This window comes from Fontibacterium abundans (SeqCode) (genome assembly GCF_965235095.1).
GTDB classification, from domain to species: domain Bacteria; phylum Pseudomonadota; class Alphaproteobacteria; order Pelagibacterales; family Pelagibacteraceae; genus Fontibacterium; species Fontibacterium abundans.
In genome coordinates this window covers 484613-506547 of the sequence record NZ_OZ249405.1, presented here as the reverse complement: position 1 = coordinate 506547, position 21935 = coordinate 484613, and the positions used below count along the sequence as shown (strand labels likewise).

Sequence of the window (21935 nt, the reverse complement as noted above, 5' to 3'; positions counted from 1 at the left end):
TATGGTATTAATAATATTAAAGAATTACTCAAAAAAGCAACTTAATTAATGTTAATACCAAGAACAGCTGTCCCAAATCTAATCTTTCCAACGTTACAACATGGGGAATTTGATCTTAGTAAAAATGCAAAAAATAAATTTAATTTAATAGTTTTTTATCGAGGTCTTCATTGTCCACTTTGTGCAAACTATTTAGCTGAATTATCTAATTTAACTGAAGAATTTAAAAAACGAGATGTTAAAATTATTATTTTATCGTCAGATGAAAAAGATCGAACTCAACAAATGGCTGATAAAATTAAAGTAAATCGTGAATGTGTGTTTGGTTATAATCTTAAATTAACGGATGCTAAAAAATGGGGATTATATATTTCAGAAGGTCGAGGAAAAACATCTATAGGGATCGAAGAGCCTGCAAAATTTTCTGAACCTGGTGTTTTTATTATTAGAGACGATCAAACACTTTATTATGGCAGCACACAAACAATGCCATTTGCACGACCTATATTTAAAGATCTACTAGGTGCAATTGATTTTGCAATTAGCAAGAATTATCCTGCAAGAGGCGAATACACAGGCTCCGTTTAATTTTTAAATTTTTAATTTATGAAAGTTTAAGTTATTCATGAATAAAATTTCTATTCAGTTAAGGAGTAATAAACTTATTATCATAGGTGGTATTTACTCTAATATTGAAGCATTTAATAAATTTTTAAGTATTGCCCAAAAGCCAATTTATAAAAATATTCCAATTATTAATACTGGTGATATCTTTGCTTATTTTTCAGAACCCAATAAAGCAATTGATCTAGTTAGGAAAAATAAAATTATATCGATCATGGGAAACTGTGAAGAATCTATTGCTTTTGATGCAGAGGATTGCGGGTGTGGTTTTAAAAAGAATAGTGCCTGTGATCTACTAACTTCACAGTGGTTTCCATATTCAAAAAATAATATTTCAATAAAAAATAAGCAGTGGCTTAAACAGCTGCCTTATCAAATTGTCCTAAACTATAAATCTAAAAAATATTTGGTATGCCATGGATCTCCAAGAAAGATTAATGAATTCATCTTGCCCTCTACTAGTAAAAATATTATTCAAAATCTATCCATAAACTATGATGGAGTAATAGCTGGACACTGTGGCATTCCATTTACAAGGTATTTAAAAAATAGCTTTTGGCATAACAGCGGAGCAATCGGTTTACCTCCTAATGATGGAACTAAGAAAGGTTGGTTTTCAATAATTGATTTGAGCAACAGCAAAATTGAACATAAATCATTTACTTATAATCACTTAACTACTTTTAAAAAGATGATGAAAATTAAGTTAAATGTACATTATGCTAAAACGTTAAAAACAGGTTACTGGCCAAGTACTGATATTTTTAAAAAGTATGATTTGGAAATTTTAAAAAAACCTATACCTAGTAAAGGAATTATTCAAAATCAAATTTATAATAGTATTCATTAAACTTGCCCCTTAAACTTTTGGAACAAAGGTTAGACCTGCTCCATTATTACAATAACGTTTTCCAGTTGGTGGCGGTCCATCATTAAATACATGGCCTTGATGCCCTTCACAAACTGCACAATGATACTCAGTTCTTGGCAGCAATAACTTAAAATCTAATTTAGTTGCGATAACATTTGGATAGTGTTCAAAGAATGAAGGCCAGCCTGTGCCACTGTCATATTTCATCTTACTATTAAATAAAGCAGTCTTACAGCCAGCACAAAGATATTCACCTTGTCGTTTTTCATTATCTAAAGGACTGGTATAAGGATGTTCCGTTCCCTCTTGTCTTAAGATGTAATATTGATCGGCCGTTAAAATCTTCTTCCATTCCTTATTGGTCTTTATGACTTTGTTAATTTCTTTAGCAAGGGCCTGAAGGGACACAAAGGGTAATAATAAGATAAAAGTAAGTAGCTTTATAAATTTTCTTTTTTTCATTCTAAATGTTAATGTAACTTATGTGGCTTAAGTTTGAAAATAGTCAATTGCCGCTCCTAACTAGGATAATTCTATTCTTCCAAAGAAAGAAGTTTGGTTTTGATCTCAATCCAACAAAGGCGTGGGGTGTGGTGCCAAGACTGATGCTTGGTATGAATTTCTTCTTCAAGTTAATAGCAAGTAAAAGTTCTAAAATCGATGCGAGCTTACGAACACTTATTTCAGTTAGGATTTCACAAATTAATAACTGCGAATTTTGTATTGATATGAATAGTCATTTGTTCTTTGAAAGTAAGGGCGAAACTGAAAAGATTAATCAGTTAAAGAATTGGCAAGAATGTAATGTTTATTCACTAAAAGAAAAGGTCGCTCTTGAATATGCAGAAACTATAACCATTACAGGCCGATCTGTTTCTCAAGAATTACAAACAAAGTTACTGGAACATTTTAAAAAAGAAGAAATTATTGAACTTACAGCAATCATTGCCTATCAAAACCTATCTAGTAAATTTAATAGCGCACTCGATATCAAGCCTAATGGTTTTTGTGAAATTGACAAATCTAAGTAAAAATTTTCTCATTTACTTTTAAAAAATTAAGTAACTTTTTTTGCTCATCGCTTAAACTAGTCTCAGCAATTTTTAACTTCTCATAAACTTTTTGCAAATCTAAAATCACATCAACATCAGTAAAAACTTTCTTTGCAATTTCAATGTTGTAAAGACATTCCGTCAAAGTTTGCATAACGGATGTGGTTGAGGATTTAACTTTGCTCAAACATTCAATTATCTTTTCATCATTACTAATCATAAAGCAAAAGCCACCATCTTTTGTTGAAAAAAAATACGAACCTCTTTCTAATCTTATTGATAATGCCTGATCTAATTCACCAACCTTTAATGATGGAATATCTGATCCGAGTAGAGCAACTTTACCAACGGTCTTTAACGAAAGTTCACTTACTTCACTCATAATTAAGTTTAGGCCTTGATCCTGATTAATAAATTTACCTTTATACATACCACTCAAAGAATTTAACTTTTCTTCATCAACTTCTTTACAAACTTTTATTAAATGAATCTCTTTTTTTTGCTTTAATTGTCTCAAATTTGCATTTGTAATTTCAATAAAATTTTCATTTAATTCATTTACAAATTGATCATTCAACTTTTCTCTCAGCCTTGATTTGCTCTCATTTGACTTTGGATCCTTTAAAAATATTCCAAGAATAATAGTTTTTTTTACTTGGTAAAATTTAATTGCCTGAAGAATTGTCTTCCATAAAGTTTTTAAACTTTGATAAATTTTTTTATTTTCATATTTGATAGCGGAGGTGATAATTTTTTTATTGATGATGTTAAGTTTAATATTTAAGGATTTTATTCGCCAAATAAACTCATGATCTTCACCTAAAGATAAATTCTCATCAAATCCTCCAGCAAAATTAAATAACTTTTTACTCATTAAAAAAGATTGATCGCCAAAGGGAATGCCAAAGGTTTTTGTTCTAAAATTAGCTCCAGCAGCAATCCACCAACAATTTGACTGATCAAACGCAAGTAAAAATGTACTTACACTAAATTCATCAACTCCCATCACATCCATTAATTGAATGTGCTCAATGTTTGAATCTAAATGAAGAAACCATAAGTTTTTACAATTTGAAAGACTTGCTCCTTTATTTAAAGCCTTCGCCCTTGATGAGCTTTTTAATAAATGAAATTGATCAACTTGAAGTTTTGCTGATTTTATAAATTCATTAGTCTCATCGCTAACGATGATGATTTCACAACCTTTAAACTTTTCCTTTAATTGCTTTATAAGTTTGAAATCATTTTCACGTCTTGCAACGGGAATGATGATGCTAAGATCCATTATTTACGAATGAACAAGTCCCTTATCGTTCCAATACTAACAAACCAATAAAGCCTTAATTTATTCCAAAAGCCTTTTCTTTTTTTAAGCAGATAATACTGGTCAATACCACACTCGGTCTTGATGAACTTATTAATTTTGTCTTTTGAATCTTTCATAAATTCTTTTTGTTATTATAGGCAAAAGTCCAAGGGCTGAGAATGAAATAATAACATTTAAAGTTAAGATATCTTTTACATCATTGATTTGTGAAAGCTGAACGCCTGCATTTACAAATAAAATTGTGGCAGGCAACATGCCTAATTGAGAAATCCAATAAAAATTAGTCCACTTCATATGTGTTAAGCCAAAAGTTAAGTTGATGACAAAGAAAGGAAAAATCGGACTTAAGCGCAAAAATAATAAGTAAAGCAATCCTTCATCTTTAATTCCTTGATTAATTTTACCCAAATATTTTTGATATTTTCCTTGGACATAATCTTTAAACAAATACCTTGAGAGTAAAAAACATAATGTTGATCCAATGGTGCTTGCAAATGAAGTTAGGATGACTCCAGGTAAAAGACCAAAAAGCGCTCCAGCAAGTAACGTTTTTAATAATGAAATAGGAAGGGCAAGTGCAGTGACAACAATGTAGGTTATAAAAAAAATAAAATAATAAAAAAATGAGTTTGCGTCGATGAGTAACTGTAATTCCTGATATCGTTGTTTGATTACTTCAAGGCTTAAAACGTCATCATAGTTAAATCCAACAATGACAATAATAAGAAATAAAAATAAAAAAATGATGATCTTTTTGTTTAACTGCAACTTGATCCTCCAAGAACACAAAACTTTGAGCAATGAGGATGATTTAGATAAATTCTTTGCATAGATGATTTTAAAGATGAACCAAGATCAAAAGCTTCATCATAAGGAAGTAAAGTGCAGGCTATTACAGATAGTTTCTCATTTCCTTTTTTCTTCACAATCATTCGAGATGAAGAACACATCACAGTTTTTGGATTTTTATTTAAGATTGACCAACATTCGGTTGTAATCTCTGGGGTATCTTTTTTAACATCCATTTCGGTAAAAGTGACCAGATCCTTCATTGAATAAGCATCCATGGGCAATTGATTTTTTAAAATAAATTTAGCAAATGCTTTTCTGGTATCTTCTTCACTTTCGCCCCACATTAAACGTGTTGCTAAGCTCATCTTAAAACCATTATCCCGCAACCATCTTAATCCTTCCATCATCGGCTCATAACTATTAGCTCCTCTTATCTGTTCATGTTTTAATTGATCAACATGATCGATTGAAATCCTAAAAGTTAATCTATCTCTATCTATCATTAAAATTTCTTTCTTTTTATTTAACATGGGCTTCATGGCATTCGTTAACACCAGTACATCTAATCCTTGTTTAACTGCATGGGTTAACATTTTAGGAAAATCTTTATTCATGAAGGGTTCGCCTCCTGTAAAACCTATTTCAGATAAACAAAATCGCTCTTGTTTTGCCTCATTCATCATCGTTAAATATTCAGCAAAGCTTAAATAAGAAAGACGATCATTAGTTGGGCTGCTTTCGATATAGCAATTTTTGCAAGTTAAATTACATAAAGTTCCGGTATTAAACCAAAGGGTTTTAAGATCTTGTGCTTCGATGAAAGCTCTTGCTTTACCATCTGCAGTTAATTTTAAGTTATTAAATTTCATTTATTTAAAACTCTTCCAGCAATATTAGATAAATTTTTAATTGTCTCTTTTGTCCAAACTTTTTTATCAGTAATGATTGCAACATCTAAACAATGATTGGCAGGATCTTTTGCATCAATATCTTCTTCAAAGGACATTAAAACTTCTGCCACAACTTTTTTTGCTTTTTCTGCATTACTTAATAAAGTTTTAATCACTTGCGCCACCGAAACAGCCTCATGGTCTGGGTGCCAACAATCAAAATCAGTAACCATTGCAATGGTTGCGTAACGAATTTCAGCCTCTCTTGCTAACTTTGCCTCTGGCATATTAGTCATTCCAATAACATCTAACCCCCAGCTTCTATAAAGATTAGATTCTGCAAGGGTTGAAAATTGTGGCCCTTCCATTACCAAATAAGTCCCGCCCTTTTGAAAAGGTATATTTAATTTTTTCAATATTTTCTCACACGTTTTCATAAGGCCTAGACTTGTGGGTTTTGCCATGGAAACGTGGGCGACAATTTCTTTATCAAAAAAAGTGTTAACCCTTGCAAATGTTCTATCAATAAATTGATCAATTATTACAAATTTTCCAGGCTCTAAGCTTTCTTTCAATGAACCAACTGCTGACATGGAAAGAATATCTGTAACGCCCAGTTGTTTTAAAGCATCTATATTTGCTCTAAAATTAATGTTGGATGGATTAATTTTATGCTCTCTGCCATGTCGTGGTAAAAAAAAAATTTCTTTACCCTTCAGTTTTGCTTGTAAAATTTCATCGGAAGGGCTTCCCCATGGCGTATTTACTTTTATCCATTTAGAATCTTCTAGCCCCTCCATATTATAAAGGCCACTTCCACCAATAATTCCTAATTTGCTCATGACTTTTTTTAAAATAAATTATAACATAACTGTCAAGTATTACTAATTATCCAAAAAAAAAGGATCTTGTTCAGAGATACTACTACTTTGCTTGAATATAAAAAAGCTTTTCGATATGCTATTAAAAAAGTACAGATGATTAGCAAAAACATTTCTCTATTTGCTAATATCTTGATTATTAACTTTGTTATTTTTATTAATTTATGAAAGCTTACATCATTCATGAAAATGATGAGTGGACTTTACCACTCAAAGAACAATTGCAAAAACTATCAGTGCCCTTTGAAGATTGGCATATGGCAAAGGTAAATTTAGATACTGCATCTGTTCCACCTGTTGGAGTTTTTTATAATCGTATGAGCGCTTCTTCACATTCCAGAGGTCACCGTTTTGCTCCTGAATATACAGCGGTAATTTTAAATTGGTTATCAGCCCACAATAGAAGAATTATCAATGGTGAAAATGCTTTAGCTTTAGAAATTAGCAAATCTCTTCAGTATAAAAAATTAAATGAGCATAATATTAAAACCCCAAAATCTATTTTCTGTTCAGGAAAAGAAAGCATTTTATCTGCTGCAGATCATTTTACTAAACCTTTCATAACTAAACATAATCGCGCTGGACGAGGCCTTGGAGTTAAACTATTTCAAAATAAAGCTGAATTAGAAAAGTATGTAACTGGAAATCAGTTTGAAGAGTCCATTGACGGGATTACTATTCTGCAAGAGTTTATTGAAGCGGATCCAAAAGTAATTACTCGTATTGAGTTTATTGATTCAAAATTTTATTACGCAGTGCAAGTTGATGCCAGCGATAGCTTTGAATTATGCCCAGCTGATGCATGTAATGTTGAAGAACAGTTTTGCCCGACGAATGCTGACGGTAGTAAATTTATGATCGTTAAAGATTATAAAGATCCAATCATTAAAAAATATGAAAACTTCTTAAAGGCAAACCATATTGAAGTTGCAGGGATTGAATATATCAATGATAGAAATGGCGTTAGTTACACATATGATGTGAATACTAATACTAACTATAATTCGCTTGCTGAGAAAAAAACAACTTTATTGGGAATGAGAATGATTGCAGAACTTCTTAAAGTTGAACTAAATAAATTAAAAAAAAATTTTAATTAAATTTTTTTTAAAGTAAGTCGCGCATATCAACAGCTTATCTTAATTTTTTAATGTAGTATCCTTTTAGTAAGACTTTCAATAACTCCATTTATCCAGCAAAATCAAAGAAAATTGAAATTTTTTTACAAATTAAATAGTTTTTTTAATATTTTATTTTGATAATCATCAATATAACAAAATAATTTACTACTAAACGACCTTAAATTGTTAATTATTAACTTATTTTTCTCTAAATATTGATTTAATTAGAATTAAATACTATTTCAAATCCACTAAAAGCTAAAATAAATTTAACAATAAAAAAGGTAAAAAATGAAAAAAATAATAACAACAATATTCTTTGTCTTCTTTTCAACATCGGTGTTTTCTGCTGAGCCATTGGTTGATGCAACATGGGTAAATAAAAATTTAAATAATAAAAATGTTTTTGTATTAGATATCAGAAATAAAATTGATGGTGGATCGTATGAAACATTCAAAAAAGCACATATACCAGGTTCCGTACATTCAGATTACTTAACAGCTGGATGGAGAGCTACTGTTAATGGTGTGGTTGGACAATTTCCAGGAAAAAAACCATTAGAAAAGTTAGTGGGAGGTCTTGGTATTGATAACACAAAACATGTTATTATTGTTTATGGTGGCGTGGACTCAACTGACTTTGGAAGTGCAGCAAGAATTTATTGGACTTTTAAAACATTAGGCCATGAAAATGTTTCTATTTTAAATGGAGGATTTAAGTCTTGGCAAAAAGCTGGTTACAAGGTTGAGGCTGGAGAAAATATACTTAAACCAAAAACTTATACAGCGACAATTAACAAAAAATATACCGCTTCATACACTGAAGTTAAAAACGCAAAAAAAGAAACAAATGGTATTTGCTTAATTGATGCTCGTCCTAGTGTATTTTTTACAGGTGAAACAAAGCATCCTGATTTAAAAATAGCAGGGAGAATTCCTGATGCAATTAATATAGAAGAGAGCAAAACGATTAGCGATGATGGTTTTATTAAGTCAAAAGAAGAAATTTTGAAATTATATGACCAAGCTCAAATCAAAGATTTCAAAGGTTATATAACTTATTGTAATACAGGTCACTGGGCGGCCACTGTTTGGTTTGCCTTGAATCAAGTTGCAAATATTCCTGATGTCAAAGTATATGACGGTTCTTGGGCTCATTGGGAGCAAAACCCTAAGAATAAAGTTATAAAAGGATAATTTTAATCTTTAAAGAAAATGCGGGCAATTTAGATTTGTCCGCATTATAATTTAACGTACATATCTTTTATGATTGCACAAAGAAGAACTGAAACACCTATTGTTCTATTTGGTTTAATTTTTTCATTATTATTTTCATACCTGACTTATTCAACTATAGGCTTGCGTCACTTCCTAGTCCTCCTAATAGGAATTGGCTTGGGGTTTACTTTATATAAATCTGCCTTTGGATTTACTTGGGGATGGAGAAATTTTATTGAAAAGAAAAATAGCAGTGGTTTACGAGCTCAATTTTTAATGCTTGCATTAGCAGTAATTATTTTCTCTTTTTTTATTGGTAAAAAAAGCTTTTTTTATGATGGATTGATTGTTGGCGCTATTGCACCTGTTAGTCTTTCGGTAGTGATTGGTTCTTTAATGTTTGGTTTTGCTATGCAATTAGGTGGTGGCTGTGGATCTGGAACATTATTCACTGCAGGAAGTGGCAATGTCAAAATGGCTATTACTTTAATTTTTTTTATTATTGGTTCATTAGCGGGAACGTATCATTTTATTTTTTGGTCTTCGTTGCCGTCTCTTGGAACGATTTCTTTATTAAATAATTATACGGTATCAAATACTCTGTTAATTCAATTAAGTTTGCTTACATTTCTTTATGTTGTTGTTTTTACGATAGATAAAAAAAATAATAAAAGTGTTAATCATAATAATATTTTTAAATTTACATCTTCTAACTTATTAAGAGATCCTTGGCCCTTATTTGCAGGATCAGTACTGCTTGTCTTTTTTAGTTTTTTAATGCTGCATGCTGCCGGTCATCCTTGGTCGGTTACTTTTTCTTTTGGCTTGTGGGGAGCAAAAATTGCTTCACTTTTCGGCATTGATATTGCTTCTTGGGATTATTGGCAATTATCATACCCTGCCATTGCTTTGGAAAATAGTTTGCTTGCAGATCCAACTACAGTTTCTAATTTGGGAATTATCTTAGGCGCTTTAATAGCATCCGCTTTAGCTGGAAATTTTATAAATCAAGCCCCCATAAATAAAAAATTAATATACGCAGCAGTTATAGGAGGTTTTTTTATGGGTTATGGAGCAAGACTTTCTTTTGGCTGCAATATTGGAGCTCTTTTTGGTGGCATAGCATCAGGAAGCATGCATGGATGGGTTTGGTTTTTGTTTGCATTTATTGGCTCTTACTTTGGTGTCAAAGCTAGAAAGTTTTTTTACTAATGAAAAATATAATTTATCTTATTGCCTTGGCTACTTTTTTTATCGTGATTATTTATGAGCATAATTACAGAGGTGTTGCATATAACCCATTGTTTCATAAAGAAGGCGAAACTTCTGGATCGACTATAAATGCTATGCCTTGTGGTTTAGGCGGTTCTCACGACCATAAACATTAGAAAACCAAAAAGTCCAGAAGCAGCAAGAGTTAACCTAGTCGCTGAAACCAAATTTCATAACTTATTTTAAGGTATTCCCTGGACTAGATAATCAGTTCTATAATCCATATTATAAAAGACATTCATAATAGTAATAAGTCTCCTGGGAGCGTCTAAATCCGCTCCCAGGTTTAAAATTTATGGCCCAGGAACAAAAGAAAATTAATCCAATAGATGATGCAATAAGCTTGTTCTTAAAACAGCAAAAGGATTACGAAGAATACTTAAAGAAGCTTCGGGAAGATGTTGATAAAGGATCGCCAAGAGAAAAACTCAAAAGTGGTGGTAAAGTTGTTTCAATCGGATCGTTGATGGATCGACCGATGTACACACCAAATCCTAATCAAAATAATATTAATACTGCTAGACAAATCCTCTATGCCCGTCGCTCGTTTCAAAAAGGGGGTAGCACGAACGTAGATGAAAGAATCAAGGAGCTAGAATATACAATCAAGTTGATACTACCGGCTATTAGAGATCAAGAAGGGGCTGATCTTTATGAGAGAGCCAAAGAAGAATTAGAGCTATTAAAGTTACAAAAAAAGTCATTCTAAAAAAATTTTCTACAAAATTTTTAGGTCATCAATTTATTTCAAGATAAGTATTTCATGCCTACCCATGTCTGTTTCTTTGTCTAAAGGTAAGGTTTTAGGTACCATATTTAAAAAAAGGGGGTTTGATGATTGTAAGTGATAGACATTTTAGGATGCCTTTAGGATCCATAAATAAGGCCTTATACAACCTTAACGAGTCAGAACAATAAGCGAATTAGCTACGCAAAAAGCTATGTATTAGATTCAGAAATTGGGTTATTCAACTATGACAAACGCTACATAAAATATTAGAAAAAATATAAGGACTAGAGGAATACTAGAGGAATTTGTATTTTTTTAGTTATTGTTATTACATACAATGCTAATAAGTGGCGGAAATACTAACCAGCGCCCTTAGCTCAGCTGGATAGAGCATCGGTTTTCTAAACCGAGGGTCAGAGGTTCGAATCCTTTAGGGCGCGCCAATTTTATAAATTATGGCTAAAATTTTAATTTTAGGAGCAGGCTCAATGAGCACCGCTTTTGCTTTTCCTTGTAGCGATAATAACCATCAAGTTTCAATTGTAGGCACTCATTTAGAAGATAATTTTATTGATATTATTAAAGCTAATAAGAATGTTCATCCAGCATTAAAATCTAAAATTCCAAGTAATGTTAAACTTTACAAATTTAATAGCTTTAATGATTTGTTAAAAAAAGCTGATCTAATAGTTATAGGTGTTAGCTCAAAAGGGATTCATTGGGCATCTGAGCAATTAACTAGCATTAGAAATAATCAACAAATTTTAATTTTAACAAAAGGATTGCATGTTAATAAAAAAAATCGTTACGAGGTTTATCCAGATACTATTAAAAATTTTTTAATTAAAAAAGGCGTTAAAAGTTTCAAAATTTCTGTTGCAGCAGGACCTTGTTTAGCATCAGACTTATCTAACAGAGTTCTTACAAATGTTATTTTTGCAAACAAAGATATTTCTGTTGTTCGAAATTTATCTAAAATTTTATCTACATCTTATTATAAAATTAAATATTCAAACGACGTAAAGGGCGTTGCTGCTTGCGGGGGGATTAAAAATATTTATGCAATGATAGTTGGAACGTCCATGGGTATTAATTTAAAAAATCAAAATGATAATAAAAATCTTAACACCGCAGCTGCTTTATTTAACCAGTCAGTAAAAGAAATGTGTCATTTTATTAAAAAAATAGGAGGCCAAGAATCTACTGTAATGAATTTAGCCGGCGTTGGTGACTTATATGTCAGCTGCACAGGCGGTAGAAATTCAAAAATGGGAAAATTTATTGGTATGGGCATGACATATAAAAATGCAAAAAAAATTAAAATGCCTAAAGACACAGTTGAAGGAGCTGACTTAATTTTTGATATTGGAAATAAAATTATTAAAGATTTCAAAGTTAAAGAACTACCGTTAATCACTACTTTTATAAAGGCTCTACTTAAAAACACTAAATTTAAAATCGATAAAAAACTTTTTTCATAAGTGTTAGAAAAGTTTTTTGTTTATATGATTGCAAATCTAAGTAATAAAAAAATTATTACTTACGTAGGGTGGACAAATAATTTAAAAAAAAGACTTCAGTTACACAATAGTGGCAAGGGAGCTAAATTTACTCGAGGTAGAAAATGGATCTTAATTTTTAAAAAAAAAATGCTTTCAAAAAAAAATGCTATGCAATTTGAATATAAATTAAAAAAAGATCGTAAAATTCGAAAAGATATAATTACGAAGTATATTCGCACAACCTCTAATTGTTTATTGATATAATACCCTTTTAAGTCAATTTGTAATTAAGTATAAATCCACAATTAAACTTAACTAAAAAAAAAGATGAAAAAAAATAGTATAAATTCATTTGCAGTTTTAGCTTTTGTTGTAACTTTTATTTTTACAACTTTTAATGCTAATGCAAATCAAACTAGAGAAAATGTAATTAAACGTGGATCGCTTAATTGCGGAGTTTCTCAAGGTGTTCCAGGATTTTCTAATGCTGATGCATCAGGAAAATGGGCAGGTATCGACGTTGATTTTTGTAGAGCTATAGCTGCTGCTATACTTGGAGATGCTAATAAAGTTAAATTTACCCCTCTAAGTGCAAAAGATAGATTTGAAGTATTAAAAGCTGGAGATATCGACGTTCTAGCAAGAAATACAACATGGACTCTATCTAGAGATGGTGGACTTGCTTTAGATTTTATTGGAACTAATTTCTACGATGGACAAGGTTTCATGGTTAGAAAAGCCGCTAATATTAATTCAGCAAAAAAACTTAACAACGTAAAAGTTTGCGTAGAAACAGGAACTACTACTGAGTTAAACTTAAGAGATTATTTTAAAGCAAATAAACTTAAGTATGAACCAGTAGCCTTTACAAAGTCTGATGAAGCGGTTGCTGCATATGATGCTGGGCGTTGCGATGTTTACACTACTGACAAATCAGGATTAGCTGCGAATAGAACAAAAACTAAAAATCCCGCTGACCATATAATTTTGCCAGAAACAATTTCTAAAGAACCATTAGGACCTGTTGTAAGAGGTAATGATGAAAACTGGGCAAACATTACAAGATGGACTCTTAACGTAATGATCGAAGCTGAAGAGTTAGGCATTACAAAAGCTAATGTTGATACTTTAAAATCAACTGACAATCCTGCAATCAAAAGATTGTTAGGACTTGAAGGTGAAACTGGTAAAAATCTTAGCTTAAATAATGAGTGGAGCTACAACATAATTAAACAAGTAGGTAATTATGGAGAAAGCTACCAAGCTAACGTTGGTCCAAAAACACCAGTTGGTTTAGCAAGAGGACTGAATCAATTGTGGACAAAGGGTGGTATTTTATACGCACCTCCAGTAAGATAATTTCTTAAAATTTATAAAAGGGCCGGTTAATTATCGGCCCTTTTTTTTTAAGTTAAACATATGTTTTTAAGTTCTGAATTTAAAACTTCTCTTAAAAAAAATTTACAACTACCCAATTTAATTCCTCAAGTTTTATTATTATTATTTTTCTTCTTTGTTATTTATTTTTTCGCAAATAATGCGCAAATGAATATGAAAGCTAGAAATATGAGTTCTGGTTTTGATTTTCTAGGTACTAATTCAGGTTTTGATATTCAATTTAGTCTTATTGATTACGATGGTTCCTCAAGTTATGGCAGGGCTTACCTTGTTGGTTTACTGAACACATTGTTAGTAGCTTTTTTTGGAATATTTTTTGCAACTATACTTGGATTTATTATCGGAGTTTCTAGACTTTCTTCAAATTGGATAATTAATAGATTGTCATTAATATATGTAGAATTATTTAGAAATTTACCCTTAATTTTGCAGATTTTTTTTTGGTATTTTACAGTTTTAAGATCATTACCAAGCACAGAAAAAAGTTTAATAATATTTAATTTTTTAATTATTAATTTACAGGGTTTTTACATTCCAAAATTTATTTTCACTAATTCGCACTATATATTTTATGGAATTATTTTTGCTCTACTTACAATCTTTTTAATCAAGTATTACGCCAATAAAATGTTTTATGAGCAGGCAAAAGTTATTCCTGTTTTTAAAATTTCTTTACTATTAATTGTAGTATTACCTGTAGTTTTTTCTATGATTGGTGGAGTGGTAGTTAACATTGAGTATCCAAAACTAGTTAAAAATTTTGGTATTTTTAATTATTTAGGTGGTGTTAAATTAATTCCAGAATTTTTAGCATTAGTATTTGCTCTTTCCTTATATACCTCTGCATTTATAGCAGAAAATGTTAGAGCTGGAATTTTGGCAGTCAACAAAGGACAAAAAGAAGCAGCTAAATCTTTAGGTCTTAATAACTCGCAATCGCTTAATTTAATAGTAATCCCACAAGCTTTAAGAGTTATTATTCCTCCAACAACTAATCAGTATTTAAATCTTACAAAAAATTCTTCATTAGCTGCAGCTATAGGGTATCCAGATTTAACCGGTGCTTTTGCAGGAACTGCATTGTCACAGACTGGTAAAGCAATTGAAATTATATTTATTGTTATGATGACTTATTTAACGATCAGTTTGTTAATCTCACTTATTTTAAATTGGTATAATAAAAAAATTGCATTAGTTGAAAGATAAAAAATGATTAAAGAAAATATAAAAAATTGGCTAAAAGTAAATTTGTTTTCAAATTGGTATAATTCTATAATTTCATTGTTTGTTTTGTTTTTTATCTTGTCGATAATTCCTTCTTTTATAGATTGGGCAATTATCAAAGCTACTTTTATTGGAAAAACAAAAACAGATTGTAAAGCAGGAGGGGCTTGCTGGGTTTTTATTAGCGTTTGGTTTGAAAAATTTATTTATGGATTTTATCCAGACAAACAGCTTTGGAGAGTTAATTTAGCTTTTGTAATTTTATTTTTAACAGTTATAAGTGCTTTTTTTGTAAAGCCAAAAGTAAAACCATTCATATTATTTTTTTTAATTTTTATTTTTCCAATAATAGGATTTGTTCTAATCCATGGAGGATTTGGTTTGGAGAATGTTGAAACCAGAGTTTGGGGAGGACTTTCTTTGACATTCATGTTGACTTTTTTTGGAATTTTATTCGCATTCCCTTTAGGAGTTTTGTTAGCTTTAGGAAAAAGGTCTGAGTTGCCAGTCATTAAATATTTTTGCATTGCTTTTGTTGAGTTTTGGAGAGGAATACCTTTGATCACTGTTCTTTTTGCTGCTGCAATTATGTTCCCATTGCTTTTACCAGCCAATACTAATGTTGATAAATTATTAAGAGTTGCAATTGGTCTAGCTATATTTGAATCTGCCTATGTGGCTGAGGTAATTAGAGGAGGCCTTCAATCTTTACCAAAAGGTCAGTATGAAGCTGCAAAATCGTTAGGCATGAGTTACTGGAAGATGAACTTTCTAATCATACTGCCTCAAGCTATTAAGACAGTAATCCCAGGTCTTACGAACACTTTTATCGCATTATTTAAGGATACACCTTTAATTATATTAGTTGGTTTGCTCGAACTTTTGGGAATGGTGAATTTAGCAAAATCTAACTCATATTGGCTTGGAATGGCTGTAGAAGGATATATTTTTGTTGGAATAATTTTTTGGTTTTTTTCATATTTATTAAGTAGATATACTCAAAGTTTAGAAAAAAAATTTAGCACGGAAAAACATTAATGAGCGAAAAAATTATAGAATTTAAAAATGTAAATAAATGGTATGGAAAATTTCATGCTCTTAAGGATATAAATTTATTTGTAAATAAAGGAGAAAAAGTAATTATCTGTGGTCCGTCAGGTTCTGGAAAATCAACTTTGATTAGATGCATAAATGGACTTGAGCAGCATCAAGATGGAAGCATAATCGTAGAGGGGATTGAACTAGACAACACATTAAAAAATATTGATAAAATAAGAGGGGATGTTGGAATGGTTTTTCAACAGTTTAATTTATTTCCTCATCTTACAATTTTAGATAATTGCGCATTGGCTCCAGCATGGGTTAAAAAAGTTCCAAAAAAAAAGAGCGAAGAAATCGCTATGGAATATTTAAAAAAAGTTAAAATTTCAGAACAAGCCAATAAATATCCTGGGCAATTGTCAGGAGGGCAACAGCAAAGAGCCGCAATAGCAAGAGCTTTGTGCATGCAACCAAAAATTATGTTGTTTGATGAGCCTACCTCAGCTTTAGATGCCGAAATGATAAAAGAAGTTTTAGATATTATGACTGATCTAGCAAAAGCTGGAATGACAATGGTTGTTGTTTCTCATGAAATGGGATTTGCCAAAACTGTTGCTGACAGAGTTGTCTTTATGGATGAAGGAAAAATAATCGAAACCAAAAAAACAAAAGATTTTTTTGAAAACCCAGAGAATGATAGAACTAAACTTTTTTTAAGCCAAATACTTCGTTGATTTTAATGTTTCGTTTTTTTTTAATATTAATTTTTTCTATATTTTTTTCAGCTAACTTAAACGCTCATGCTGATCATAATAAAGATTTAAATAAAATTGAATTTGATATTTACAGAAATAAAGAAAAAGTTGGCCACCATAAAGTTACTTTTACTAATAAGAATGGTTTTAAAGAGATATCAACAGATGTATTTTTTGACATTAAGTTATTAGGAGTTTCTATTTACAAATATCACTCTCTAGGAAAAGAAATTTATAAAGGTAATAAATTAATTGAATTTAAATCAAAAACAAAAGATGGAAACCATAATGATTATTGCAATATTACAACTGCAACTAATGGCGAGTATAATTTTGATGGTACAACGGAAGGAAAATTTTTTAAATATTCTTCTAAAAAAGATTTTTCGTTAGGAACTTGGTGGAATCATGATGTTTTAATAAATAATAATTTTGTATTAGGCCAAAGCTGTAGAACCACAGAAACAAAAATAACTTTTTTAAATAAAGAAGAAAGACAGATTAATAATAAAAAAAAAATTGTTCAGTTTTTCAATGTCAAAGGAGAAGATATTGATGTTAAAATAGGTTTTACAGACAATACATTTCAATGGGTTTCAATGGATTTTTCTCTTAAAGGAGAATGGAACTATCAGCTAAAGACTTTAAATTAGAGACTTTAAATAATTTTTTTTAAATAAAATTGACTGACGTCAGTATGCCCTGTGTCAAACCCTGTTTCACAATAACTTAAATAATAATTCCATAAATTTTTAAATTTTTCATCAAACCCAATTTTTGAAATATCATTCCAGGAGTTATTGAAATTTTCTTTCCAAATTCTTAATGTTTTTGCATAGTCTTTTCCAAAAGATTTTTCTTCATATAATTCAAAATTATTTTCTTTAAATAATTTATATAAAATTTTTTTTGAGGGAAGTACGCCACCAGGGAAAATATATTTTTGAATAAAATCTACTTGATTAATATAATTTGAATATTCATCATCATTAATTGTTATTATTTGAAAACAAGCTTTGCCATTTTTTTTTAGTACTTGATTTAAAGTTTTAAAATAAATATCCCAATATTTTTTTCCAACAGCTTCAAACATTTCTATAGAAACAATCTTGTCATAATAATTAATAGAATCTAATTTCCTGTAATCTTTAAAAATAATTTTTGAATTATTGTTTAAGTTATTATCTTTTATTAGATTATTAACGTAAGAAAATTGTTGTTCACTAATTGTTAAACCATCGATTTGAGATTTGGTCATTTCATTATTTCTTTTTATAAAACCACCCCATCCTGAACCAACTTCAAGAACGATATCAGAAGACCTGATATCTAAATTTTTTATAATGATATCATATTTATTATTTTGAGATGTTGGTAAATCATTAGTATTGTTAAGAAAAATTCCAGAAGAATAAGTCATAGAAGTGTCTAGCCAGAAAGAATAAAATTTATTACCAAGATCGTAATGGTAATGAATATTCTTTCTTGCTTGATTGATAGAATTTGATTTTAAAATAAATTTTATTTTCTCTACAAATGTTGTAAAATAATTATCAGCCCAATTTTTTTTTTTAATCTGTTGATTTTTTAATAATATTTTTAGTAAATTTGTTAAATTAGAAGTTTCCCATTTATTATTTATGTATGACTCAGCAAATCCAAGCTCACCCCTAAGAAACAAGTCTTTAAAAAAAGAATTATTTTTAATTAAAATATTAGAACTTAAATTTCCTTCTTTAGCTTTAAAAATCTTTTCATAAGAATTTTTGAAATTAACCTTTATTTCACCCCATTTAATATCTTGAAGTTTAAAATCTAAATATCTTTTAAATAAACTATCCATGAAAAGATACTGTATCATTATTTTTTTGTGGTTTAGAAAAAAAAGTTTTTTGTTTATTAAAAATTTTAATTGCCTGATAATGTATAAGTATCATAATTTTTTGTGCAAAAAATACATTCTTAATAAGATTGTAAATTAAGGAAAGACTATTAAGAGCAAAAGTTTTTGAAGAAATACCAGTTTTAAGAATTATTTGATTCTTTTTGTACACATCTATATTTAATAAAAAATTATTTTTATTATTTATTAAATAAAATTTATATCCTAAATTCATTTGTAAAAAAGGGGAAACATAAAATTTTTTTTTTAATTCAGAGTATATTTTGTTTGAATTCTTTTTTATTTTGATAAAATAACAATGTTGTTCATGATGTGTGTTTTTTACTTCATAACAAATATATTTAATTTCTTTTTTATCATTTTTGCATAAATAAATAGAAATTGGATTAAATACGTAACCAAGAAATGAAGGCGTGCAGTATAAGTATACAGTGTAATTTTTTTTATCTTTAAATTTTTTCGCAATATTCCTTAATATAAAGTTTTTTGGATTACTATTTTCATTTCTTTCACCATGATCCTTAAAAAAAAAGCTAAATAGATTGAATGAGTTAATAGAAAATAATAATAACTTATTTATATTATTTATTTCATCTAAATTAATCAGAATTGATAATGTTTTGTACTTAAACTGATGATTATATGGAAAAATCCTATTATGAAATACGCTACCAAGTTGAAGGGAACTTTGCATTACAACAAATAATTTGTAACATTTTTTGCTGACACAACACCGTCTTCATGAAAACCATATCCACACCAGGCACCACAGTAATAAATGTTTTTATGACCTTGGATTTCTTGTAATTTTTTAAAGGTAAACTCTTTGTTATGCTTGAACACAGGATGACTATATTTAATTTTTTTAATTATTTTATTTTTATTTATTAAATTATTTGAATTTATAGAGACGAAATAATCTTTTTTACATTTTAGATTTTGTAAATAATTCATCCAGTAAGTTAATCTTGCAGCATTGTCTTTAGTTTTAATAAAATTCCAACTTGACCAATTATATTTATTTTTTGGCATTAATGATGAATCGGTGTGCAAGCATGCATCATTAACCTGATAATCCACTAAAGATAATATTTTTTTATGTTTTTTAAAATTATTAGGAAGTATTTTGCATATTTCATTAGTGTGGTTAGCAAAGATTAAATAATCATAATTTATTAATTTATTTTTAATGTTAATTTGAATTTTATTTTTATTAATTTTAATCGATTTTAAATTGCTGTTTAAGAAAAATTTAATATCAGATAATTCTATAATTTTTTTAATATATTTATTGCTGCCAAGTTTAATCACTTTCCATTGCGGTCTAAAAAATAAATTAACCAAACCATGGTTAACAAAAAATTTTATCAGAAAATGTGTTTTATAATCCCTAATTTTATTTATAGGGTTAGACCAAATCGATGCACACATTGGGTATAAATAATATTTTTTAAACTCTTCGCTGAAATTAAATTTTTTTAGAAAAGCATCAATTTTTATTTTTAGAAAAGATTTTTCATTAAATTTAGCTAAAATATTAAATTTTATTATACCTATAATAATTTTAAAAAACTTTATGGAAAAAAAATTTCTATTTTTAAAAATAACACTATTAAGATTTTTTCCTGACCATTCAAAATTTTCATAGGGATAATTTACAGAAAAACTCATGTTTGTATTTTCTGAATCTACATTCAGTTCTTTTAACAAGTTTATAAAATTCGGATAGGTTTTGTTATTAAAAACTATAAATCCACTATCAATAAAATATTTTTTATTATTTTCAATTATTTCATGAGTATGAGTGTGGCCACCAATATATGAATTTTTTTCATAAATATGAATTTCATATTTTTTACTCAACTCAAATCCTGCAGTCATACCCGATACGCCGCTTCCTATAATAGCAATTTTTTTTTTCATTTCTTTAGATCTTGAAAAGCTTTTAACGCTGAATTTCTTGCTTCTTCATGTTTAACAATTGGAAATGGATATGTTTTTCCTATTATAATATTTTTTTCCATTTGCAATTCTTCAGGCATTTCCCATGGCTTGTGTAAAAATTCATTAGGTAAATTATTTAATTCAGGACACCATTTTTTTATATAATTACCATTCGAGTCAAATTTTTCACCCTGCAAGATTGGATTAAAAATTCTAAAGTACGGTGCGGCATCAGCTCCTGTTCCAGCAACCCACTGCCAACCAGCGACATTATTTGCAATATTGAAATCTAGAAGTGTATTTCTAAAATGTTTTTCTCCTTCCATCCAATGGATCCTTAAATGTTTTACTAAAAAAGAGGCTACAATCATTCTAACTCTATTATGCATCCATCCAGTTTCGTAAAGTTCTCTCATTCCAGCATCAACAATTGGATATCCCGTTAATCCTTTTTTCCATTTTAATAATAGTTTTTCATTTTTATTCCATTTGAAATTATTAAAATCTTTTCTAAGATTATTCTTTTCCATTTCAGGAAAATTATGAAGTAATGAATGACAAAATTCTCTCCAGCCAATTTCATTAATATATTTTCTATAACCGATTTTTTTATTTTTAATTTCTAAACATTTTTGCATTATTTTATGAACTGAAATTTGTCCAAACTTTAAGTATGGTGATAATTTTGAAGTACCCTCTATTGATGGAATATCTCTATCAATTGCGTAGTTTTCAATGCTTTTATTTATAAAATTATTTAATATTTTTTCTGCATTTTCCTCGCCTGGTTCCCAATATTTTTCAAATTTTTTATACCAATGTTTTTTTGGATATATAGCTTGAATATTTTTATTTTTTTTTAAATCATGATTGCAATTTTTATATTTTTTATCATCAAATTTATGATTATTTCTTAGAAAGTTTTGTTCAGCTTTTTTCCAATAATGAGTAAAGACTTTAAATGGAGTTCCATCGTCTTTTTTAATTTTTTCAACTGGATTAAGTAAATTAGCCTCAAACTCTTTATAAAAAACATTATTTTCTTTTAAGATTTTTTTAATACCCTCTTCGGTAATGTTATCATTCACATGACAAGACTTATTCCAGTAAATACGATTAAAAGAGTTGTTGGATATTAACTTCTTAAAGGTTTTTGATGTATTTTCATGAATTACGTCAAGTGAAATATTTAAATTTACTAATTTTTTTTGAAAAATTTCTAGAGATTTAGCAAGCCACCATTTTTGAGATTCACACGAAAGGTATGTTTCTTCTTCATATATATATATCGCAAGTTTTTCTTTATTATCGTCTTCAATTAAGGCCTTTAAAGCTTGATTATTTGATATTCTAAAATCATCTTTGAGCCAAACAAAAGAACATGACATTA

General features: G+C 29.1%; 24 protein-coding genes and 1 tRNA gene. 16 read left to right on the top strand and 9 right to left on the bottom strand.

Annotated elements, in window-relative coordinates:
- Window positions 1–48: 48 nt before the first annotated feature.
- On the top strand, window positions 49–588 hold the full coding sequence (locus AC8GER_RS02935) for a redoxin domain-containing protein (protein ID WP_506598440.1): 540 nt from the start codon (window positions 49–51) through the stop codon (window positions 586–588).
- Window positions 589–625: 37 nt separating this feature from the next.
- Window positions 626–1474, top strand: coding sequence for a metallophosphoesterase family protein (locus tag AC8GER_RS02930; protein ID WP_506598439.1), 849 nt, complete (start codon window positions 626–628; stop codon window positions 1472–1474).
- Between the two features lie 9 nt (window positions 1475–1483).
- Here the strand turns inward: AC8GER_RS02930 and msrB are convergent, their stop codons facing one another.
- Window positions 1484–1957: a peptide-methionine (R)-S-oxide reductase MsrB gene (gene msrB / locus AC8GER_RS02925; protein ID WP_506598438.1), complete on the bottom strand. Its 474-nt coding sequence runs from the start codon at window positions 1955–1957 to the stop codon at window positions 1484–1486.
- Window positions 1958–1977: 20 nt separating this feature from the next.
- Here msrB and AC8GER_RS02920 point away from each other — a divergent pair, with 20 nt between their 5' ends.
- A complete protein-coding gene (locus AC8GER_RS02920; RefSeq protein WP_506598437.1) occupies window positions 1978–2526 on the top strand; it encodes a carboxymuconolactone decarboxylase family protein in 549 nt (182 codons plus the stop codon).
- Here AC8GER_RS02920 and AC8GER_RS02915 read toward each other — a convergent pair.
- The 4 genes from AC8GER_RS02915 to AC8GER_RS02900 all read right to left on the bottom strand — a co-directional run bounded on the left by AC8GER_RS02915 (window position 2519) and on the right by AC8GER_RS02900 (window position 6398).
- On the bottom strand, window positions 2519–3832 hold the full coding sequence (locus tag AC8GER_RS02915) for a hypothetical protein (RefSeq protein WP_506598436.1): 1314 nt from the start codon (window positions 3830–3832) through the stop codon (window positions 2519–2521). The two genes, AC8GER_RS02920 and AC8GER_RS02915, sit on opposite strands and share 8 nt — an antisense overlap.
- Window positions 3833–3964: 132 nt before the next feature.
- Window positions 3965–4642, bottom strand: a complete 678-nt coding sequence (locus AC8GER_RS02910) for a TVP38/TMEM64 family protein (RefSeq protein ID WP_506598435.1) — start codon at window positions 4640–4642, stop codon at window positions 3965–3967.
- Entirely contained in the window at window positions 4633–5535 is a 903-nt protein-coding gene (locus AC8GER_RS02905) for a radical SAM protein (RefSeq protein ID WP_506598434.1), read from the bottom strand. Before AC8GER_RS02905 ends, AC8GER_RS02910 begins: the two co-directional genes overlap by 10 nt.
- Window positions 5532–6398, bottom strand: coding sequence for an S-methyl-5'-thioadenosine phosphorylase (locus AC8GER_RS02900; RefSeq protein WP_506598433.1), 867 nt, complete (start codon window positions 6396–6398; stop codon window positions 5532–5534). The genes AC8GER_RS02905 and AC8GER_RS02900 overlap by 4 nt, the downstream gene beginning before the upstream one ends.
- Window positions 6399–6601: 203 nt before the next feature.
- On the opposite strand from AC8GER_RS02900, the gene AC8GER_RS02895 reads away from it, so the two are divergent.
- From AC8GER_RS02895 to AC8GER_RS02835, 13 genes are all read left to right on the top strand, one after another.
- Window positions 6602–7537 (top strand): ATP-grasp domain-containing protein, encoded by a 936-nt coding sequence (locus AC8GER_RS02895; protein WP_506598432.1) that lies wholly within the window; start codon window positions 6602–6604, stop codon window positions 7535–7537.
- 312 nt (window positions 7538–7849) lie between these two features.
- Complete coding sequence (locus AC8GER_RS02890) at window positions 7850–8755, top strand: sulfurtransferase (RefSeq protein WP_506598431.1); 906 nt, start codon at window positions 7850–7852, stop codon at window positions 8753–8755.
- Between the two features lie 69 nt (window positions 8756–8824).
- Window positions 8825–9988 (top strand): YeeE/YedE family protein, encoded by a 1164-nt coding sequence (locus tag AC8GER_RS02885; RefSeq protein WP_506598430.1) that lies wholly within the window; start codon window positions 8825–8827, stop codon window positions 9986–9988.
- Window positions 9989–10014: 26 nt separating this feature from the next.
- Window positions 10015–10164 carry a transporter gene (locus AC8GER_RS02880; protein ID WP_506598429.1) on the top strand — a complete coding sequence of 50 codons (150 nt, stop codon included), beginning with the start codon at window positions 10015–10017 and terminating at the stop codon, window positions 10162–10164.
- A gap of 179 nt (window positions 10165–10343) precedes the next feature.
- Window positions 10344–10757: a hypothetical protein gene (locus AC8GER_RS02875; RefSeq protein ID WP_506598428.1), complete on the top strand. Its 414-nt coding sequence runs from the start codon at window positions 10344–10346 to the stop codon at window positions 10755–10757.
- A gap of 387 nt (window positions 10758–11144) precedes the next feature.
- Window positions 11145–11221 (top strand) — tRNA-Arg (locus AC8GER_RS02870).
- 12 nt (window positions 11222–11233) lie between these two features.
- Complete coding sequence (locus tag AC8GER_RS02865; protein WP_506598427.1) at window positions 11234–12259, top strand: glycerol-3-phosphate dehydrogenase; 1026 nt, start codon at window positions 11234–11236, stop codon at window positions 12257–12259.
- The gene (locus AC8GER_RS02860) at window positions 12260–12544 is read left to right on the top strand and encodes a GIY-YIG nuclease family protein (protein ID WP_506598426.1); all 285 of its coding nucleotides are present in this window, start codon (window positions 12260–12262) and stop codon (window positions 12542–12544) included.
- Between the two features lie 63 nt (window positions 12545–12607).
- Window positions 12608–13639 (top strand): amino acid ABC transporter substrate-binding protein, encoded by a 1032-nt coding sequence (locus tag AC8GER_RS02855; RefSeq protein ID WP_506598425.1) that lies wholly within the window; start codon window positions 12608–12610, stop codon window positions 13637–13639.
- Between the two features lie 60 nt (window positions 13640–13699).
- On the top strand, window positions 13700–14884 hold the full coding sequence (locus AC8GER_RS02850) for an amino acid ABC transporter permease (RefSeq protein ID WP_506598424.1): 1185 nt from the start codon (window positions 13700–13702) through the stop codon (window positions 14882–14884).
- 3 nt (window positions 14885–14887) lie between these two features.
- On the top strand, window positions 14888–15940 hold the full coding sequence (locus AC8GER_RS02845) for an amino acid ABC transporter permease (protein WP_506598423.1): 1053 nt from the start codon (window positions 14888–14890) through the stop codon (window positions 15938–15940).
- Window positions 15940–16677 carry an amino acid ABC transporter ATP-binding protein gene (locus AC8GER_RS02840; protein WP_506598422.1) on the top strand — a complete coding sequence of 246 codons (738 nt, stop codon included), beginning with the start codon at window positions 15940–15942 and terminating at the stop codon, window positions 16675–16677. Before AC8GER_RS02845 ends, AC8GER_RS02840 begins: the two co-directional genes overlap by 1 nt.
- 5 nt (window positions 16678–16682) lie before the next feature.
- Window positions 16683–17351, top strand: a complete 669-nt coding sequence (locus tag AC8GER_RS02835) for a DUF6134 family protein (RefSeq protein ID WP_506598421.1) — start codon at window positions 16683–16685, stop codon at window positions 17349–17351.
- Between the two features lie 5 nt (window positions 17352–17356).
- On the opposite strand, the gene AC8GER_RS02830 is transcribed toward AC8GER_RS02835, so the two are convergent.
- The 4 genes from AC8GER_RS02830 to AC8GER_RS02815 are packed head-to-tail and all read right to left on the bottom strand — an operon-like array spanning window position 17357 to window position 21933.
- Entirely contained in the window at window positions 17357–18541 is a 1185-nt protein-coding gene (locus AC8GER_RS02830; protein ID WP_506598420.1) for a class I SAM-dependent methyltransferase, read from the bottom strand.
- Window positions 18534–19295 carry a DUF1365 domain-containing protein gene (locus AC8GER_RS02825; protein ID WP_506598419.1) on the bottom strand — a complete coding sequence of 254 codons (762 nt, stop codon included), beginning with the start codon at window positions 19293–19295 and terminating at the stop codon, window positions 18534–18536. Before AC8GER_RS02825 ends, AC8GER_RS02830 begins: the two co-directional genes overlap by 8 nt.
- Window positions 19295–20524 (bottom strand): NAD(P)/FAD-dependent oxidoreductase, encoded by a 1230-nt coding sequence (locus AC8GER_RS02820; protein ID WP_506598418.1) that lies wholly within the window; start codon window positions 20522–20524, stop codon window positions 19295–19297. Before AC8GER_RS02820 ends, AC8GER_RS02825 begins: the two co-directional genes overlap by 1 nt.
- Complete coding sequence (locus AC8GER_RS02815) at window positions 20521–21933, bottom strand: cryptochrome/photolyase family protein (RefSeq protein ID WP_506598417.1); 1413 nt, start codon at window positions 21931–21933, stop codon at window positions 20521–20523. Before AC8GER_RS02815 ends, AC8GER_RS02820 begins: the two co-directional genes overlap by 4 nt.
- Between the last annotated feature and the right edge of the window lie 2 nt (window positions 21934–21935).

What these genes read in the sequence shown, in the direction of transcription:
- AC8GER_RS02935 (WP_506598440.1), top strand. Translation starts at nt 49, where the DNA reads ATGTTAATACCAAGAACAGCTGTCCCAAATCTAATCTTTCCAACGTTA.
- AC8GER_RS02930 (WP_506598439.1), top strand. Translation starts at nt 626, where the DNA reads ATGAATAAAATTTCTATTCAGTTAAGGAGTAATAAACTTATTATCATA.
- msrB (WP_506598438.1), bottom strand. Translation starts at nt 1,957, where the DNA reads ATGAAAAAAAGAAAATTTATAAAGCTACTTACTTTTATCTTATTATTA.
- AC8GER_RS02920 (WP_506598437.1), top strand. Translation starts at nt 1,978, where the DNA reads ATGTGGCTTAAGTTTGAAAATAGTCAATTGCCGCTCCTAACTAGGATA.
- AC8GER_RS02915 (WP_506598436.1), bottom strand. Translation starts at nt 3,832, where the DNA reads ATGGATCTTAGCATCATCATTCCCGTTGCAAGACGTGAAAATGATTTC.
- AC8GER_RS02905 (WP_506598434.1), bottom strand. Translation starts at nt 5,535, where the DNA reads ATGAAATTTAATAACTTAAAATTAACTGCAGATGGTAAAGCAAGAGCT.
- AC8GER_RS02900 (WP_506598433.1), bottom strand. Translation starts at nt 6,398, where the DNA reads ATGAGCAAATTAGGAATTATTGGTGGAAGTGGCCTTTATAATATGGAG.
- AC8GER_RS02895 (WP_506598432.1), top strand. Translation starts at nt 6,602, where the DNA reads ATGAAAGCTTACATCATTCATGAAAATGATGAGTGGACTTTACCACTC.
- AC8GER_RS02890 (WP_506598431.1), top strand. Translation starts at nt 7,850, where the DNA reads ATGAAAAAAATAATAACAACAATATTCTTTGTCTTCTTTTCAACATCG.
- AC8GER_RS02885 (WP_506598430.1), top strand. Translation starts at nt 8,825, where the DNA reads ATGATTGCACAAAGAAGAACTGAAACACCTATTGTTCTATTTGGTTTA.
- AC8GER_RS02875 (WP_506598428.1), top strand. Translation starts at nt 10,344, where the DNA reads ATGGCCCAGGAACAAAAGAAAATTAATCCAATAGATGATGCAATAAGC.
- AC8GER_RS02865 (WP_506598427.1), top strand. Translation starts at nt 11,234, where the DNA reads ATGGCTAAAATTTTAATTTTAGGAGCAGGCTCAATGAGCACCGCTTTT.
- AC8GER_RS02855 (WP_506598425.1), top strand. Translation starts at nt 12,608, where the DNA reads ATGAAAAAAAATAGTATAAATTCATTTGCAGTTTTAGCTTTTGTTGTA.
- AC8GER_RS02850 (WP_506598424.1), top strand. Translation starts at nt 13,700, where the DNA reads ATGTTTTTAAGTTCTGAATTTAAAACTTCTCTTAAAAAAAATTTACAA.
- AC8GER_RS02845 (WP_506598423.1), top strand. Translation starts at nt 14,888, where the DNA reads ATGATTAAAGAAAATATAAAAAATTGGCTAAAAGTAAATTTGTTTTCA.
- AC8GER_RS02840 (WP_506598422.1), top strand. Translation starts at nt 15,940, where the DNA reads ATGAGCGAAAAAATTATAGAATTTAAAAATGTAAATAAATGGTATGGA.
- AC8GER_RS02835 (WP_506598421.1), top strand. Translation starts at nt 16,683, where the DNA reads ATGTTTCGTTTTTTTTTAATATTAATTTTTTCTATATTTTTTTCAGCT.
- AC8GER_RS02830 (WP_506598420.1), bottom strand. Translation starts at nt 18,541, where the DNA reads ATGGATAGTTTATTTAAAAGATATTTAGATTTTAAACTTCAAGATATT.
- AC8GER_RS02825 (WP_506598419.1), bottom strand. Translation starts at nt 19,295, where the DNA reads ATGCAAAGTTCCCTTCAACTTGGTAGCGTATTTCATAATAGGATTTTT.
- AC8GER_RS02820 (WP_506598418.1), bottom strand. Translation starts at nt 20,524, where the DNA reads ATGAAAAAAAAAATTGCTATTATAGGAAGCGGCGTATCGGGTATGACT.
- AC8GER_RS02815 (WP_506598417.1), bottom strand. Translation starts at nt 21,933, where the DNA reads ATGTCATGTTCTTTTGTTTGGCTCAAAGATGATTTTAGAATATCAAAT.